At 70.7% G+C, this 14434-nt stretch carries 11 protein-coding genes and 1 rRNA gene; 5 read left to right on the top strand and 7 right to left on the bottom strand.

Translation table 11 applies throughout. From position 1 onward, the window contains the following. Positions 1-16: 16 nt before the first annotated feature. The 6 genes from hpf to mtnA form a co-directional block, all read right to left on the bottom strand. Positions 17-709: a ribosome hibernation-promoting factor, HPF/YfiA family gene (gene hpf, locus ACIBJB_RS44380; protein WP_069766607.1), complete on the bottom strand. Its 693-nt coding sequence runs from the start codon at positions 707-709 to the stop codon at positions 17-19. A 312-nt stretch (positions 710-1021) separates the two neighbouring features. Further along, positions 1022-1786: a ComF family protein gene (locus tag ACIBJB_RS44375; protein WP_398939854.1), complete on the bottom strand. Its 765-nt coding sequence runs from the start codon at positions 1784-1786 to the stop codon at positions 1022-1024. A gap of 861 nt (positions 1787-2647) precedes the next feature. Then, the gene (locus ACIBJB_RS44370; protein WP_398939853.1) at positions 2648-4492 is read right to left on the bottom strand and encodes an LpqB family beta-propeller domain-containing protein; all 1845 of its coding nucleotides are present in this window, start codon (positions 4490-4492) and stop codon (positions 2648-2650) included. Continuing rightward, positions 4482-6554 (bottom strand): MtrAB system histidine kinase MtrB, encoded by a 2073-nt coding sequence (gene mtrB, locus ACIBJB_RS44365; RefSeq protein WP_398939852.1) that lies wholly within the window; start codon positions 6552-6554, stop codon positions 4482-4484. Before mtrB ends, ACIBJB_RS44370 begins: the two co-directional genes overlap by 11 nt. 1 nt (position 6555) lies before the next feature. Further along, a complete protein-coding gene (mtrA, locus tag ACIBJB_RS44360; protein WP_093772505.1) occupies positions 6556-7233 on the bottom strand; it encodes a two-component system response regulator MtrA in 678 nt (225 codons plus the stop codon). Between the two features lie 158 nt (positions 7234-7391). Beyond that, positions 7392-8540, bottom strand: coding sequence for an S-methyl-5-thioribose-1-phosphate isomerase (mtnA, locus tag ACIBJB_RS44355; protein WP_398939851.1), 1149 nt, complete (start codon positions 8538-8540; stop codon positions 7392-7394). 141 nt (positions 8541-8681) lie between these two features. On the opposite strand from mtnA, the gene ACIBJB_RS44350 reads away from it, so the two are divergent. Genes ACIBJB_RS44350 through ACIBJB_RS44330 form a run of 5 tightly spaced genes read left to right on the top strand, consistent with a single transcriptional unit; the run spans position 8682 to position 14241 of the window. Beyond that, a complete protein-coding gene (locus ACIBJB_RS44350) occupies positions 8682-9995 on the top strand; it encodes a glycerophosphoryl diester phosphodiesterase membrane domain-containing protein (protein ID WP_398939850.1) in 1314 nt (437 codons plus the stop codon). 31 nt (positions 9996-10026) lie between these two features. Continuing rightward, positions 10027-10743 (top strand): DUF4129 domain-containing protein, encoded by a 717-nt coding sequence (locus ACIBJB_RS44345; RefSeq protein WP_398939916.1) that lies wholly within the window; start codon positions 10027-10029, stop codon positions 10741-10743. Next, positions 10740-11942, top strand: a complete 1203-nt coding sequence (locus tag ACIBJB_RS44340; protein WP_398939849.1) for a DUF4350 domain-containing protein — start codon at positions 10740-10742, stop codon at positions 11940-11942. The genes ACIBJB_RS44345 and ACIBJB_RS44340 overlap by 4 nt, the downstream gene beginning before the upstream one ends. After that, on the top strand, positions 11942-12931 hold the full coding sequence (locus ACIBJB_RS44335) for an AAA family ATPase (protein ID WP_398939848.1): 990 nt from the start codon (positions 11942-11944) through the stop codon (positions 12929-12931). Before ACIBJB_RS44340 ends, ACIBJB_RS44335 begins: the two co-directional genes overlap by 1 nt. Continuing rightward, positions 12931-14241, top strand: a complete 1311-nt coding sequence (locus ACIBJB_RS44330) for a DUF58 domain-containing protein (RefSeq protein ID WP_398939847.1) — start codon at positions 12931-12933, stop codon at positions 14239-14241. The genes ACIBJB_RS44335 and ACIBJB_RS44330 overlap by 1 nt, the downstream gene beginning before the upstream one ends. Before the next feature lie 100 nt (positions 14242-14341). Here ACIBJB_RS44330 and rrf read toward each other — a convergent pair. Continuing rightward, a 5S ribosomal RNA gene (rrf, locus tag ACIBJB_RS44325) occupies positions 14342-14434 on the bottom strand; the annotation flags it as partial.

Raw genomic sequence — 14434 nt, 5'->3', positions numbered from 1 at the left:
CTGTCATCCGGGAGGGTCAGCCACCCGTCGTGTCTCCGGCCGCGGGAGAGTGCGCCCGGGCGACCATCGGGTCCGTGCTCAGGTGGATGACCCCGTAGTCGTAGGCGTGCCGCCGGTAGACGACACTCGGTTCCTTGGTCTCGGAGTCGACGAACAGATAGAAGTCGTGCCCGACCAGCTCCATCTCGTAGAGAGCCTGGTCGAGGGTCATCGGTGAGGCGACGTGGGTCTTCTCGCGGACCACCAGGGGGCCTTCACCCTTGATCTCCAGCGAGCCGATCTTCTTGGTGGGCACACCGTCCGACTCTTCCTCGTGAACGGCCTGCCCGTTGCCGTTGAGCGTCGCCGCGCCCGGAACGTGGTCGGCGACCTCGGCAGCCGTGAGTCGCCGTGCGCCCCTGCGTGTGTGGCGCTTGTCGTGCTCCTTGCGCAGCCGGGCGTCCAGCTTCTCCGCCGCCAGGTCGAGTGCCGCGTACGGGTCGCTGGCTGCCGCTTCCGCCCGGATCACCGGACCGCGGGAGCGGAGCGTGATCTCCACTCGGTCACAACGGTCGGCCTGTCGGGGGTTCGGCTCCTTGGACACCTCGACGTCGAGGCTGATCACCTTGCCATCGAGCTTCTGGATCTTCTCCAGCTTCAGCTTCTCGGCCACGTGCTTGCGGAACCGCTCGGGCACCTCGGTCTTGCGGCCCTTGACGACGATGTCCACGCAGAACTCCGTTCCCGGATCGCTCCGCCTCGATGCGGAGCGTCTCCCTTTTGCACCAGGCTCCGGTGAGCTCCGGAACCTCGGACTCGGTGACTTCCACCTCCTCCCCCGCGAGCAAGATCCCCATTCCACCGTCGCGCATGATGGTGGAAATCCCGCGGGCACGGCATTCGGATTTGCGAGGCTTGGCCTGCGCCTTTCTCTCACAACCGAACATATCTCGCCTGGACGGATGTCGTCACCCTCTACTGCGGCGTACCTCCGTTCAGGTGAATTGATCCTCTCGTAACCTGCAACGATGCAACTACGCAGTCAGTTCCGGTTTATTTCGAAGGAATCCGGTGAGGCCGCGACCACAGCCGCGCAGATCACGTCGCGGACGCCACCGACGCCCGCCGCTGTCACCGAGCAGCGCTCCCGGTCCGTGTCCTCCTCCGTCACTGTGACCAACCGTTCCCCCATGCTTTCCCGAGTTGCAGCGGTGTACACGACGTCCGTCCCTTCACCGCCGCATCCGGCCACCACGCGTCCACCGCGGCGCCCGCCCGCGTCTTGCCGCCGTTGCCCATGCCATTCGCCCGTTCCCCCTTGGACGCGCTGTTCCGCTGTCCCCTGCTGCCGAGGACATTGCCGTGTACCCGTCTCCTGCGGCCGACACCCTCTGCACCCTTCCGCCTTCTGTTGCCGTTGATCACGGTGTCCGACCCTCATCTGTTCACCAGGGTTCCCGGTGTTCTCCCGAGCCCGCGCCTCCCGAACAGCCCGCGCCGCCTCGGTGAGGGACGCGCCTGTCGTCATCAGGTCGTCGACCAGCACGACCAGCCCTTCGGTCAGCAGACGTCCGCCGCCGGGAACCACGGCCAGCGCGCCCGCGAGATTGTCCAGCCGCTGCCGGGAGTTGAGCCCCGACTGGTCGGCCACCCGCCGCCGCTGCCGCAGTACGGCCACCACCCGCGCCGGCATCCCCGCCCGCCGCAGCTCCCCCGCCGCCGCGAGCGCGATCCGCCGCGCCGGATCATGCCCCCTGGCCCGAACCGCCCGCCGCGCGGACGGCACGGGAACGAGCAGCACCGGCACACCGGGGCCCTCCCACCACCACCGGCCCCCGACACCCGCCCCCACCCCCACCCGCAGGCCACCGCACCCGTCGGCTCGAGCCACGGACGCACCCGCAGCGCCACCCCTGCCCCCGTCAAAGCCCACCGTCACCCGACCGAAAGACGCACTCCCCACCTCTCGACCGGGCCCGACCAAAGCCCCATGGCTCCCCCCGCAGGATCCGCGAGACCGCCCCGACGCGGACCCCTCACCGCCCGGCTCACCCACCTCTCGCACCGCCGCCCACACCGCCCCCGCCAGAGCCGTACCGAGCGGCCCAACGAGGCCCAGCGCCCCCCGCTCCTTGTGGGCCAGCAACACCGCCCGAACCGAATCCGCATACCGAGCCGCCGCGTGCACGACCGGCAGTCCGGGCGGCTCCGGCATCGGCCGCACCCGGCTCGGTACGGCCCCGTCCAGGGCGGCACGGCACTCCGGACAGAGCACCGTGCGAGGCCGCCCACAGCCCCCGCACTCGGCCGGCAGCACCAGTTCGGTCAGGTCCCGCCACCACCCCCGCATGCCCACCACTGTGCCAACGCCGAAGCCGACCGGCCACCCCTGTGGATAACTCCCCGCGGAAAAAGCCGCCCTCGACACGAACAACAGTTCCCACCAAAATCTCCGGCCTCCGTTACAGCCAGTCGGTCGGCCGAACACAGCCCGCGAATCAGTTCCCCGTACAACGAATCCGTGCACGAATCCGGCCCGTTCCCCCCAGCGAATCCAGTTCGACCGATCAGCCGCGAATCCCCACCCGCCCCAAAACAAAAGCGGCCACCTCCACCAGGGCCTCACCCCGGCAAAAGCGGCCGCTCCCGACAGCGCGGTCCCGTCACCTCACCCCGGATAGACCGGCGCCGTCCCGTCCGCGTCCACCTTCTGCCACTGCGCCCCCGCAGGCAGCCGTACGATCCCGTCCTCCGAGTAGGCCACCAACGGCATCTCGTCGTCCTCGGACGCGGCGATCTCCTTCACCCCCGTGAGCGCGGCCGGCGGCGGCCCCTCCGGAGTGGAGCCGTCGACCTGGACGTACCGCGTCTGCTGCACACCACCCTGCTCACGTCCGACCACCACGAGCCTGCTGTCGCCGGCCCAGGACATGGTCGTGACCTCCTCCAGATCAGGCGTCGTGGAGCGCAGTTCCCGCACCGACACGCTCTGCGGATCCCCGGTCCTGCCCTCCCGCTCGATCCGCCCGACGAACAGGGACTGCTTGCCGCCCTTCTCCACGACGAGGGCGATCCGCACCCCGTCGGCGGCCACTCGAAGGTCCTTGATACGCCCGTCCAGCCCGGGAGTCGCCACCTCCAGCGGCTTGCCCGCGCCCTCCTTGAACAGCAGCAGCCGCGGATCAGCGGGGTTCTGGTCGGCCACCCACAGATCGCCCTCGGTGTCCCAACTCGGCGTAGTCAGCCGGTCCCCGGCCGTCTTGCCGTTGCTGACCACCACCGGCTCCCCGAGTGACCCGCCCGACACCAGCGACCCCACGTACAGCGCCTTGCCGTCGATACCGACACCGGCTGCCGTGTGCTCGTCACGCGAGACGGCCACCGACCGCAGGTCCTTGTCCCCGTCGCCCAGCGCTCCGGGCACCGGTACCGGCTCGGCCTTCGTACCGCCGGCATCCGCTTCGGCCGAAACCCGTACCAGCCGGTGCCGGCCGTCCACGAAGTAAAGGAACGCGGGATCCTCGACCGAACCGCGCGTGGCGGCGCCGTTGGCCGCGTTCTCCTTCACGGAACACAACTGCTTGCCGTCCGCCTGCAGTTCGACATCGTCCACGGCGGGGCTGAGGTTCTGCAGGGTGAACAGCAGCTGGGTCCCCATCGCTTCGCACTGGTCCAGACCGACGTGCCTGGCCTTGTCATTGAGCGGCACCGTCAATGTGTTCTGGTCGTCCGGAGCCAGCGAGGAGGCACCGTCCTTCAGCGCGGCACCGGTCGGAAAGCGCGTCCTGACGACGGGGTCGAGCCAGCTCGTCGGCCCGCTGAGCAGGGATCGCACCAACTGCGTCATGGGGTCCACGCGTTCGCGCACATACACGGGATCGGCGACCGCCACGGTCTGCGGAGCCGTCGCCGCCCTCGTGTTCGAGGCGAAGTAGTACTTGTTGACGGACACGTAGTTGCGCTGGAAGTCCGACTTCCCCATGACGACACCCGGCGGAGGGCTGTCGATCCGCCACTGCTTGCTCTTCTTGTCGTGCACGAGGTGCACGGTCTCCCGGTACTCGCCGGAGGCGGGCGCGTACGACTGCTGCGCGTCCACCACGGCCACCTTGGTGCCGGTCAGGGTGAACGCCGTGTCGTCGCCCTGCTCCCGGCCCACGGGAGGCACGACGTCGGCTCCGGGCCCGTCGTCGAGCACCGTGGTGGACAGCCCCGGCTGCCACTGCTTCGCGGCACTCCGGGTCAGGTACTTGCGGGCGGTCTCGTAGTCCGGATCGTCGCTGGTCAGCGCCTCCAGAAAGCCCTGCACGATGTCCAGGGGCTCGGCGTCCTCCTGGGGCGGCATCGCGTAGACCCGCACCTGGGTGTCCTTCTGCGGGGTGGCGTCGACCCCGCGCAGATCCCCGCTGTCCGGCATGGAGGCACATCCCGCCAGCAGTACGACGCCACAGGCGGCGTACGCCATGGCCCGCCCCGGCGTGCGCCGGCCGCCCCCCTCGCGGTCAGCGTCCACGGAATGCCTCTCCCTGCTGTTCGTACGACTCCTGCGGCCCCGCGACGTCCCGGCGGCTCACGGTCTCACCGCCGGGTCTGTCCCCGGCGGAAGTGCTGTCCGGTCGTGCCGCACCGGACGTCGGCCGGGGCACCACGCGCGCGCCGTTGCCGGGGAGCGCCGTCGGGTCGGCCGTGGGTGTCACAGAGGCCGACCTGGGCGCTATCGGATCCCGCGAGGTCACCTGGTCACCCGTCGGCTGAACCGGCACGGTGGCCGTCTTGTCGCCGCCCCCACGCGGCAGACCGGCGTCATTGAGTCCACGGTTGCGACGCGAGTCCTTGGGCTCCAGCGGTATCGGCGAGCCCCGCAGCGGCTCGTCGGCCGTCCTCGGCAACGTCAGCCGGAACTGTGAACCGCCGCCCGGCTCGCCCCACGCCTGCAGCCAGCCGCCGTGCAGCCGCGCGTCCTCCAGGGCGATGGACAGCCCCAGTCCCGTCCCGCCGGTGGTACGCGCGCGTGCCGGGTCGGCCCGCCAGAAACGGCTGAACACGCGCGTGGCCTCGCCGGGCTTGAGCCCGACGCCGTAGTCACGCACCGCGATCGCGACCGCGCCGCCCGCCGAAGCCAGCTTGACGACGACGTCCTTGCCCTCACCGTGCTCGACGGCGTTGACGACGAGATTGCGCAGCACCCGCTCCACGCGCCGGGCGTCGGCCTCGGCGACGACGGGCTGCTGGTCGCCCACGACGCGGACGGTGGTGCCCTTGCGCTCGGCGAGCGGCGCGGCCCCGCCGACCACTCGCCTCACGACCTCCCTGAGGTCTATCGGCTCCGCCTCCAGCGCCGCCGCGCCCGCATCGAAGCGGCTGATCTCCAGCAGGTCCGCGAGCAGCGTCTCGAACCGGTCCAGCTGGTCGGCGAGCAACTCGGCCGACCGCGCGGTCATCGGATCGAAGTCCTCGCGAGCGTCATGGATGACGTCAGCGGCCATCCGCACGGTCGTCAGCGGCGTCCGCAGCTCGTGCGACACGTCCGACACGAACCGCCGCTGCATCCGCGACAGGTCCTCCAGCTGCTGGATCTTCAGCTGAAGGTTCTGCGCCATCTTGTTGAAGGCCTCACCGAGCCGCGCGATGTCGTCCTCACCGGTGACCTTCATCCGCTCCTGGAGCCGCCCGGCGGACAGCCGCTCCGCGATCCCGGCAGCCATCCGCACCGGCGTGACGACCTGCCGCACCACCAGCCAGGCGATCGCGCCGAGGAGTACGACGACGAAGAGCCCGGCGGTCGCCAGGGTGCCCTTGACCAGGCTGAGCGACTTCTCCTCCTGAGTGAGCGGAAAGAGGTAGTACAGCTGGTACGGGTCGCCGTTGGGGTCGTTGACCTGCTTGCCGATGACCAGGGCCGGCTGGGGGTCCTGGTAGGGGTCATAGACGATGCGGGTGTAGCTCTGGGCGGCCGTCGTGCTCTCGTCGATCTTCTCGCGCAGAGCCTCAGGGACGCTGGCCGTCGGGTCGACGTCGCCCGAGGCACGCGGCCCCCGCCCGCTCCCGCTGTCGCCGCCCACAGGCAGGGTCACGACGTCGAAGGCGCCCTGACCGCCACTGGAGAGCGAGTAGACGAGGTTGCTCATCCACTCGATGACGAACTGGTCGGACTGACCATCCGCCGGGGCCGCCTCGTCGGTACCGGCACCGGCCTCGTCCGCCTTCTGTTTGGCCACCGCGAACCCACCGGTGGCCTGGCTCTGCGACGCCTTGACCTTGGCGTCCAGGAGCCCGTTGCGCACCTGCCCGATGACGACGAAACCCAGCAGCAGCACCACACCGAGCGACATCAGCAGGGTCGTGGCGACGACCTTGAGCTGGATGTTGCGCCGCCACAGCCGCATGACGGGCAGCAGCGGCCGGCGCACCCAGCGCATGAAGAGCCTGAGGACCGGACTGCCCTGGACTCCACCCTGAAGCAACCCGATCTCGACGAAACGTCCCCAGCGGGAACCCGCCGACTTCCGCCCGACAGGCCGCCCCGCAGCCGCCCCGGTCCGTCCGGGCGACGAAGCAGCACTGTCTCCGGACATGTCAGCTGGGCCCTGCCTTGTAACCCACACCACGGACGGTCACCACGATCTCCGGCCGCTCCGGGTCCTTCTCGACCTTGGAGCGCAGCCGCTGCACATGCACATTGACGAGCCGGGTGTCGGCGGCGTGCCGGTAGCCCCATACCTGCTCGAGGAGCACCTCACGTGTGAACACCTGCCACGGCTTGCGCGCGAGCGCGACCAACAGGTCGAACTCGAGCGGCGTCAACGCGATCGACTGCCCGTCCCGCTTCACGGAGTGCCCGGCCACGTCGATGACCAGGTCACCGATGGCGAGCTGCTCGGGAGTCGGCTCCTCCGACCTCCGAAGCCGCGCCCGGATCCGGGCCACAAGCTCCTTCGGCTTGAACGGCTTCACGATGTAGTCGTCGGCACCGGACTCCAGGCCCACGACCACATCGACGGTGTCGCTCTTCGCCGTGAGCATCACGATCGGTACCCCGGACTCCGCCCTGATCAGGCGGCACACCTCGATGCCGTCCCGCCCGGGCAGCATCAGATCCAGCAGCACCAGATCCGGCTTGGCCTCACGGAATGCGGCCAGCGCCTTGTCACCGTCGGCTACGAAAGACGGCTCAAAACCTTCACCACGCAGCACGATGCCCAGCATCTCGGCAAGTGCGGTGTCGTCGTCGACGACAAGGACTCGTCCCTTCATAAAGACATCATCCCATTCTCATAACAGTGGTGAAGGCAGTGGTGAGACAGCTCACCGACCAGTGACCTTAGTCGTACTGGACCGTCAGTGTCTGCCTCGACCGCCGCTGAGGAGCTCCGCCGTGGATTCAGGCGGAATACGTGGCCACCGCATCCGGATCAGCTGGTCGTCACCTCCCGGGACCTCGCACACAGCTCGGCAAGAGCCTCGGCCGTCACCGGCGACACCACGCCCTCCTCCGTGACGATCGCCGTCACCAGCTCGGGCGGCGTCACATCGAAGGCCGGGTTGTACGCCTGGGTCCCCAGCGGCGCCACCGGAATCCCACCGCCCGCCTCGGCTCCCGCCACCGGCACCTGGGGCGCCGCGATCTCGGTCACCTCGTGCCCGGGCCGCTGCTCCACCTCGATCGACGCCCCGTCCGGGGTGTCCGGATCGACCGTGGTCACCGGCGCCACCACGATGAAGGGCACATGGTGGTACCGCGCGAGCACCGCGAGCGGATAGCTCCCCACCTTGTTCGCCACCGACCCGTCGGCCGCGATCCGGTCGGCCCCGATCAGCACCGCGTCCACCTCCCCGGCCGCGAACAGCGAGCCCGCCGCGTTGTCGGTCAGCAAGGTGTACGCCATCCCGCTGCGCGCCGCCTCGTACGCCGTCAGCCGGGCACCCTGGAGCAGCGGACGCGTCTCGTCCACCCACAGCCGCCGCAGCCGCCCCGCCCGGTGAGCCGCGAGCGCCACCGCGAACGCCGTCCCCTCACCGCCCGACACCAGCGAACCGGTGTTGCAGTGCGTCAGGATCCGGTGTCCGCCGCCCGGCAGCAGTTCGTCCAGCAGCGCCAGCCCACGCTCGGCCATCGCGGCACTGGCCGCCGCGTCCTCCCGGTGCAGCCTGCGCGCCGCCGCCAGCGCAGCCCCGGCCGCCAACTCCTGGTCACCGCTCTTGGCGAGCTCGGCCCGGTGGGCGGCCTCGGCTCTGCGCACCCCGACGGCGAGATTCACCGCGGTCGGACGCGCGCCCGCCAACACGGCCGCCGCCTCGTCCACGTCGAACCCGCGCGCGGCGGCGAGCGCGACCCCGTACGCCCCCGCGATGCCGAGCAACGGCGCCCCGCGCACGGCGAGCGAACGGATCGCCTCCACCAGAGCGGACGCGTCCGTACAGACCAGTTCGACCTCCTCGGCCGGCAGCCTCGTCTGGTCGAGAAGCACCAGGACAGGGCCTTCGGGTGGCTCCTCCCAGCGGATCGCCGGAAGCTCGGTGGGCTTGCTGTCCTCACCGGATTGCGCGTACTGATCAGCCATGCCGTCAGTCTGCCCCTTGTGCGGCGGAGTATTGAAGCTGTGCAGCCCATACCGCGGCTGGTCCTTCGCAGACCACCCCATGGCACGATGGCTGCCAACCTGCCGCCGCGACCCGCGGACGGGCACCGTGAAGGAGCGACGATGAACGACACTCCGGGCTGGGCCTCGCCCGGATCCGCCCCGCCCGACGGGCACAAGCCCGGCACGTCCGATCCCGCCGAGCCCGCCGACCGGCCCGAAACTGCGAACCCCGCGCAAGAGCCGCAGAACAACCCGCAGGACGCCGACTCGAAGTGGTCCCAGGAACAGCCGCCCCCCGGTCAGTGGTCCGCCCCCACAGGCCCCGCCGCTCCCGGCCAGACACCTCCGCCCCCGCCGCCCGGCCCGGGCTGGGGATCCCAGCCCCCCGCCGGCCCACCCGGAGGCTACGGCCCTCCGCCGGGCTGGGGCGGCGGCTGGGGCGGCCCCCCGCCCGCGGCCAAGCCCGGCGTGATCCCCCTGCGCCCGCTCGGCGTGGGCGAGATCCTCGACGGCGCGGTCTCCACCATGCGCACCTACTGGCGCACGGTCCTCGGCATCTCGCTGACCGTCGCGGTCGTGACCGAGGTCCTCGTCATCCTGCTCCAGGGCTTCGTCCTGAACGACAGCGCAGGGACCGAGGCCCTGAACGACCCCAGCGCCAGCGCCGACGAGCTGACCCGCGCCCTGGGTGAGACCATGCTCGGCAGCACCGTCGTCTTCCTGATCTCCCTGATCGGCACGGTCGCCGCGACCGCGCTGCTGACAACGGTCACCAGCCGGGCCGTGCTCGGCAGGCCGGTCACCACCGGAGAGGCCTGGCGCGACGCCCGCCCGCAGGTACCCAGGCTGTTCGGCCTGATCTTCCTGCTGCTGCTCATCACCTTCGGTGTGCTTGCCGTCGGGGCGCTGCCCGGCATCCTCGTGGCTGCCGCGGGCTCGAACGGCGGCGGCATCGCCCTCGTCATCCTGGGCCTCCTCGGCGCCGGCGTCGTCGCGCTGTGGCTGATGATCCGCTTCTCCCTGGCCTCGCCCGCGCTGATGCTGGAGAAGCAGAGCATCGTGAAGTCGATGAGCCGCTCCACGAAGCTGGTCCGCGGTTCCTGGTGGCGGGTCCTCGGCATTCAACTGCTGGCCGGGATCATCGCGAACATCGTCGCGGCGATCATCGTCATTCCCTTCACCTTCCTCGCCGCAGCGCTCAGTGGCGAGGGTGTCGGCGGCTTCGTCAACGGCACCGGCGACCTCGGCTGGACGTTCCTCATCATCAGCGGCATCGGCTCGGTGATCGGCTCCATGATCACCTTCCCGATCACGGCGGGCGTCACCGTGCTCCTCTACATCGACCAGCGCATCCGCCGCGAGGGCCTCGACCTCGAACTGGCCCGGGCAGCCGGCGTCCAGGGCTACGGCACCGGCCCCACATCCGGGAGCTGATGCGGTGAACCTGCCGGGGGGAGTGCTCACCATGCTGCGCGCCGGCGACACATCCGTGCTGTCACTGGCGCGGTCCGCCGACGAACCGCCACTGACAATCCCGCGCGACCCCGCGCGAGAGGCGGCCCGCCGCGAGCTGTCCAAGCGCATGTACCACGAGAACGACCCCAGCTGGTTCCAGCGCGCCCTCAACGCGTTCTGGGACTGGGCCGACAAGCTGTTCAACGCCGCCTCGTCCGCGACACCAGGGGGACCACTCGGCCTCGTCGTCGTCATCGCCGCCGTCCTCCTGGTCGTCGGCGCGCTGTGGTGGCGCCTGGGCACTCCGCGCCGCGGGCCGGCCTCCTCCGCCGCCCTGTTCGACGACCGCCCACGCAGCGCCGCCGACCATCGCGCGGCCGCCGAGGCACACGCCGCGCAGGGCCACTGGAACCAAGCCGTCCAGGAACGCATGCGTGCCATCGTCCGCTCCCTGGAGGAACGCACCCTCCTCGACATCCGCCCCGGTCGCACCGCGGACGAGGCCGCCGCGGAAGCGGGCCGCGCCCTGCCCTCCCACACCGACCGGCTGCGCTCCGCGGCCCGGGACTTCGACGACGTCACGTACGGCGGCCGGGCCGCGAGCGAGCGGTCGTACCACCGCATCGCCGAACTCGACCGCGACCTCGAACGCACCAAGCCGGTGCTCGCGGCCAGCGCGAGCAGCCACAGCGCGGCCCACAACGCCCGCCAGGGAGCCGCCGAATGACCACCGAGGCCACGCTCCCGTCCACCTCGGTCTCCCCCACCGCCCGCCAGGTGTGGACCCGCGCGCGAGGCGTCGTGCTCGCCCTCGTGCTTCTCCTCGTCGCGGCCGTGGCGATCGCAGCGATCCGCTCCACCGAACGCCACGGCAGCCTCGACCCGCGCTCCGCCGACCCCTACGGCAGCCGCGCCGTCGCCGAACTCCTCGCCGACCGAGGCGTCGACACCCGAGTGGTCACCACCCTCGACGAAGCACGCTCCGCGGCCGGTGCCGACACCACGCTCCTGATCGCCGTACCCGACCTCCTGACGCACCGCCAGCAGAGCCAACTGCACTCCGCGACCGCCGACTCCGACGGCCGCACCCTCCTCGTCGCCCCAGGCAGCGGGTCCGTGGAACGGCTGGCCCCCGGCATCGTCGCGGACCCCGCCACCAGCCTCGACTCGACGCTCTCCCCCGACTGCGCCCTGCCGGCGGCCCGGCGCGCGGGCTCCGCCGACACCGGCGGCATCCGCTACACCGTCACACAGCCCGGCTACGACGAGTGCTACCCCAGCGACCGGCTGCCCACCCTGGTGCGCGTCCCGGCGGCCTCCGGGGACGGCGACACCGTCGTGCTCGGCGCCCCCGACATCCTCTACAACGACACCCTCGACGAGCAGGGCAACGCCTCGCTCGCCCTCCAACTCCTCGGCTCCCGCCCCCATCTGGTCTGGTACCTCCCCTCGCTCTCCGACCCCTCCGCCACCGACCCGGACGAGGAGAAGGGCTTCCTCGACCTGCTCCCCTCGGGCTGGCTGTGGGGCACACTGCAACTCTTCTTCGCGGCGGCACTCGCCGCCCTGTGGAGGGCACGCCGGCTGGGCCCGCTCGTGCCCGAGAAACTCCCCGTGGCGATCCGCGCCTCCGAAACCGTCGAAGGCCGCGCCCGCCTCTACCGCAAAGCCAACGCCCGCGACAGCGCGGCCACCGCTCTTCGCTCCACCACCCGCACCCGTCTCGCCCCCCTCGTAGGCGTCCCCGTCACCCAGGCGCACGCGCCCGAAGCGCTGCTTCCCGCCCTGTCCGCCCATCTCCACAGAGACGGAGACGGACAGTCCCTGCATTCCCTCCTCTTCGGCCCGCCGCCCGGCGACGACGCAGCCCTCATCTCCGTAGCCGACCAACTCGACGCCCTCGAAAGAGAGGTACGCCGTTCATGATGGACCCGACCACTGACAACGCCGGGACCACCGGGGACTCGGGCCCCGCCAGGGCCTCCCTGGAAGCCCTACGCGCCGAGATCGCCAAAGCCGTGGTCGGCCAGGACCCCGCCGTGACCGGTCTCGTCGTCGCCCTCCTCTGCCGCGGACATGTACTACTAGAAGGAGTCCCTGGGGTCGCCAAAACGTTGCTCGTCCGCGCCCTCGCTTCCGCACTCGAACTCGACACCAAGCGCGTCCAGTTCACGCCCGACCTCATGCCGAGCGATGTGACGGGCTCCCTGGTCTACGACACCCGCTCCGCCGAGTTCTCCTTCCAGCCCGGCCCGGTCTTCACCAACCTGCTCCTCGCGGACGAGATCAACCGCACCCCGCCCAAGACCCAGTCGTCCCTCCTGGAGGCCATGGAGGAACGCCAGGTGACCGTCGACGGCACCCCGCGCCTCCTCCCCGACCCGTTCCTGGTCGCCGCGACGCAGAACCCGGTCGAATACGAGGGCACCTACCCCCTCCCCGAAGCCCAGCTGGACCGTTTCCTCCTGAAACTGACGATCCCGCTCCCCTCCCGCCAGGAGGAGATCGACGTCCTCACCCGCCACGCCGAGGGCTTCAACCCCCGCGACCTGCACGCCGCCGGCGTACGCCCCGTCGCAGGTCCCGCCGACCTCGAAGCCGCACGCGCCGCGGTCGCCAAGACCACGATCTCCCCCGAGATCACCGCCTACGTCGTCGACATCTGCCGCGCCACACGCGAGTCCCCTTCCCTCACCCTGGGCGTGTCCCCGCGCGGCGCCACGGCCCTTCTGGCCACATCGCGCGCATGGGCGTGGCTGACCGGCCGCGACTACGTGATCCCCGACGACGTGAAGGCCCTGGCCCTCCCCACCCTCCGCCACCGCGTACAACTGCGCCCGGAGGCCGAGATGGAGGGCGTGACGGCCGACTCCGTCATCAACGCGATCCTCGCCCACGTCCCGGTCCCCCGCTGATGGCCCTCACCGGACGCGCCGCACTCCTGGCAGCCCTGGGTTCTCTCCCGGTCGGCATCTGGGAACCCAGTTGGACGGGCATCCTCGCCGTCAACGCCCCCCTGGCAGTGGCCTGCGCCTGCGACTTCGCCTTGGCGGCACCCGTACGACGACTCGGCCTGGCCCGCTCCGGTGATACTTCCGCCCGCCTGGGTGAGGCCGCCGACGTCACCCTCACCGTCACCAACCCGTCCGGCCGCCCCCTCCGTGCCCACGTGCGCGACGCCTGGCCCCCCAGCAGCTGGCAGCCCGGCACGGAGGTGGCAGCCTCCCGCCACCAGCTGACCGTCCCCCCCGGCGAACGCCGACGCCTCACCACTCGCCTACGCCCCACCCGTCGCGGCGATCGCCAGGCAGACCGAGTGACGATCCGCTCCTACGGACCCCTCCGGCTCTTCTCCCGCCAGGGCACCCACAAGGCCCCCTGGACGGTCCGCGTGCTGCCCCCGTTCACCAGCCGCAAGCACCTCCCCTCGAAGCTCGCCCGCCTGCGCGAACTCGACGGCCGCACCAGCGTCCTCACCCGCGGCGAAGGCACGGAATTCGACAGCCTGCGCGAGTACGTCCCCGGCGACGACACCCGTTCCATCGACTGGCGAGCCACCGCCCGTCAGACGTCCGTCGCCGTACGCACCTGGCGCCCCGAACGTGACCGCCACATTCTCGTGGTCCTCGACACCGGCCGCACATCGGCAGGCCGCGTGGGTGACGCACCCCGCCTTGACGCCTCCATGGACGCGGCACTGCTCCTGGCCGCCCTCGCCTCCCGCGCCGGAGATCGCGTGGACCTCCTCGCATACGACCGCCGAGTACGCGCCCTGGTCCAAGGCCGAACGGCCAAGGACCTCCTTCCCTCCCTGGTCGACGCGATGGCCCCCCTAGAACCCGAACTTGTCGAGACGAACGCTCGGGGCCTCACAGCCACAGCCCTGCGTACGGCTCCTCGCCGCTCCCTGATCGTGCTGCTCACCAGCCTCGACGCCGCACCTATCGAGGAGGGCCTGCTGCCCGTCCTTCCTCAGCTCACCCAACGTCACACGGTCCTTCTGGCCTCAGTGGCGGATCCCCATATCGCCCGCATGGCCACGGCCCGGGGAAGCACAGATGCGGTCTACGAGGCCGCAGCAGCCGCCCAGGCGCAGACGGAGCGCCATCGCACCGCGGAACAACTCCGCCGCCATGGGGTGACTGTCGTCGACGCGACACCGGACGATCTGGCGCCGGCGCTGGCCGATGCCTATCTCGCATTGAAGGCGGCAGGCCGCCTGTAAACGAAAAAAAGGGGGGCGCGAAGCGCCCCCCTTGAGGAAACCGAGCATGAAATGCAGAAAGGCCCACACCATATGGCGTGGGCCTTTCCGTCTAAAAATTGTTCGGCGGTGTCCTACTCTCCCACAGGGTCCCCCCTGCAGTACCATCGGCGCTGTAAGGCTTAGCTTCCGGGTTCGGAATGTAACCGGGCGT

Source organism: Streptomyces sp. NPDC050759 (assembly GCF_044456945.1).
GTDB lineage: Bacteria > Actinomycetota > Actinomycetes > Streptomycetales > Streptomycetaceae > Streptomyces.
The sequence above is the reverse complement of the archived record's forward strand: the minus strand, read 5'-3'. Positions and strand labels throughout refer to the sequence as shown.

Coding starts and splice junctions, on each gene's coding strand:
- mtnA (WP_398939851.1), bottom strand. CDS start 8,540: ATGGCTGATCAGTACGCGCAATCCGGTGAGGACAGCAAGCCCACCGAG.
- ACIBJB_RS44340 (WP_398939849.1), top strand. CDS start 10,740: ATGACCACCGAGGCCACGCTCCCGTCCACCTCGGTCTCCCCCACCGCC.
- ACIBJB_RS44335 (WP_398939848.1), top strand. CDS start 11,942: ATGGACCCGACCACTGACAACGCCGGGACCACCGGGGACTCGGGCCCC.
- ACIBJB_RS44350 (WP_398939850.1), top strand. CDS start 8,682: ATGAACGACACTCCGGGCTGGGCCTCGCCCGGATCCGCCCCGCCCGAC.
- mtrA (WP_093772505.1), bottom strand. CDS start 7,233: ATGAAGGGACGAGTCCTTGTCGTCGACGACGACACCGCACTTGCCGAG.
- ACIBJB_RS44345 (WP_398939916.1), top strand. CDS start 10,027: ATGCTGCGCGCCGGCGACACATCCGTGCTGTCACTGGCGCGGTCCGCC.
- ACIBJB_RS44330 (WP_398939847.1), top strand. CDS start 12,931: ATGGCCCTCACCGGACGCGCCGCACTCCTGGCAGCCCTGGGTTCTCTC.
- mtrB (WP_398939852.1), bottom strand. CDS start 6,554: ATGTCCGGAGACAGTGCTGCTTCGTCGCCCGGACGGACCGGGGCGGCT.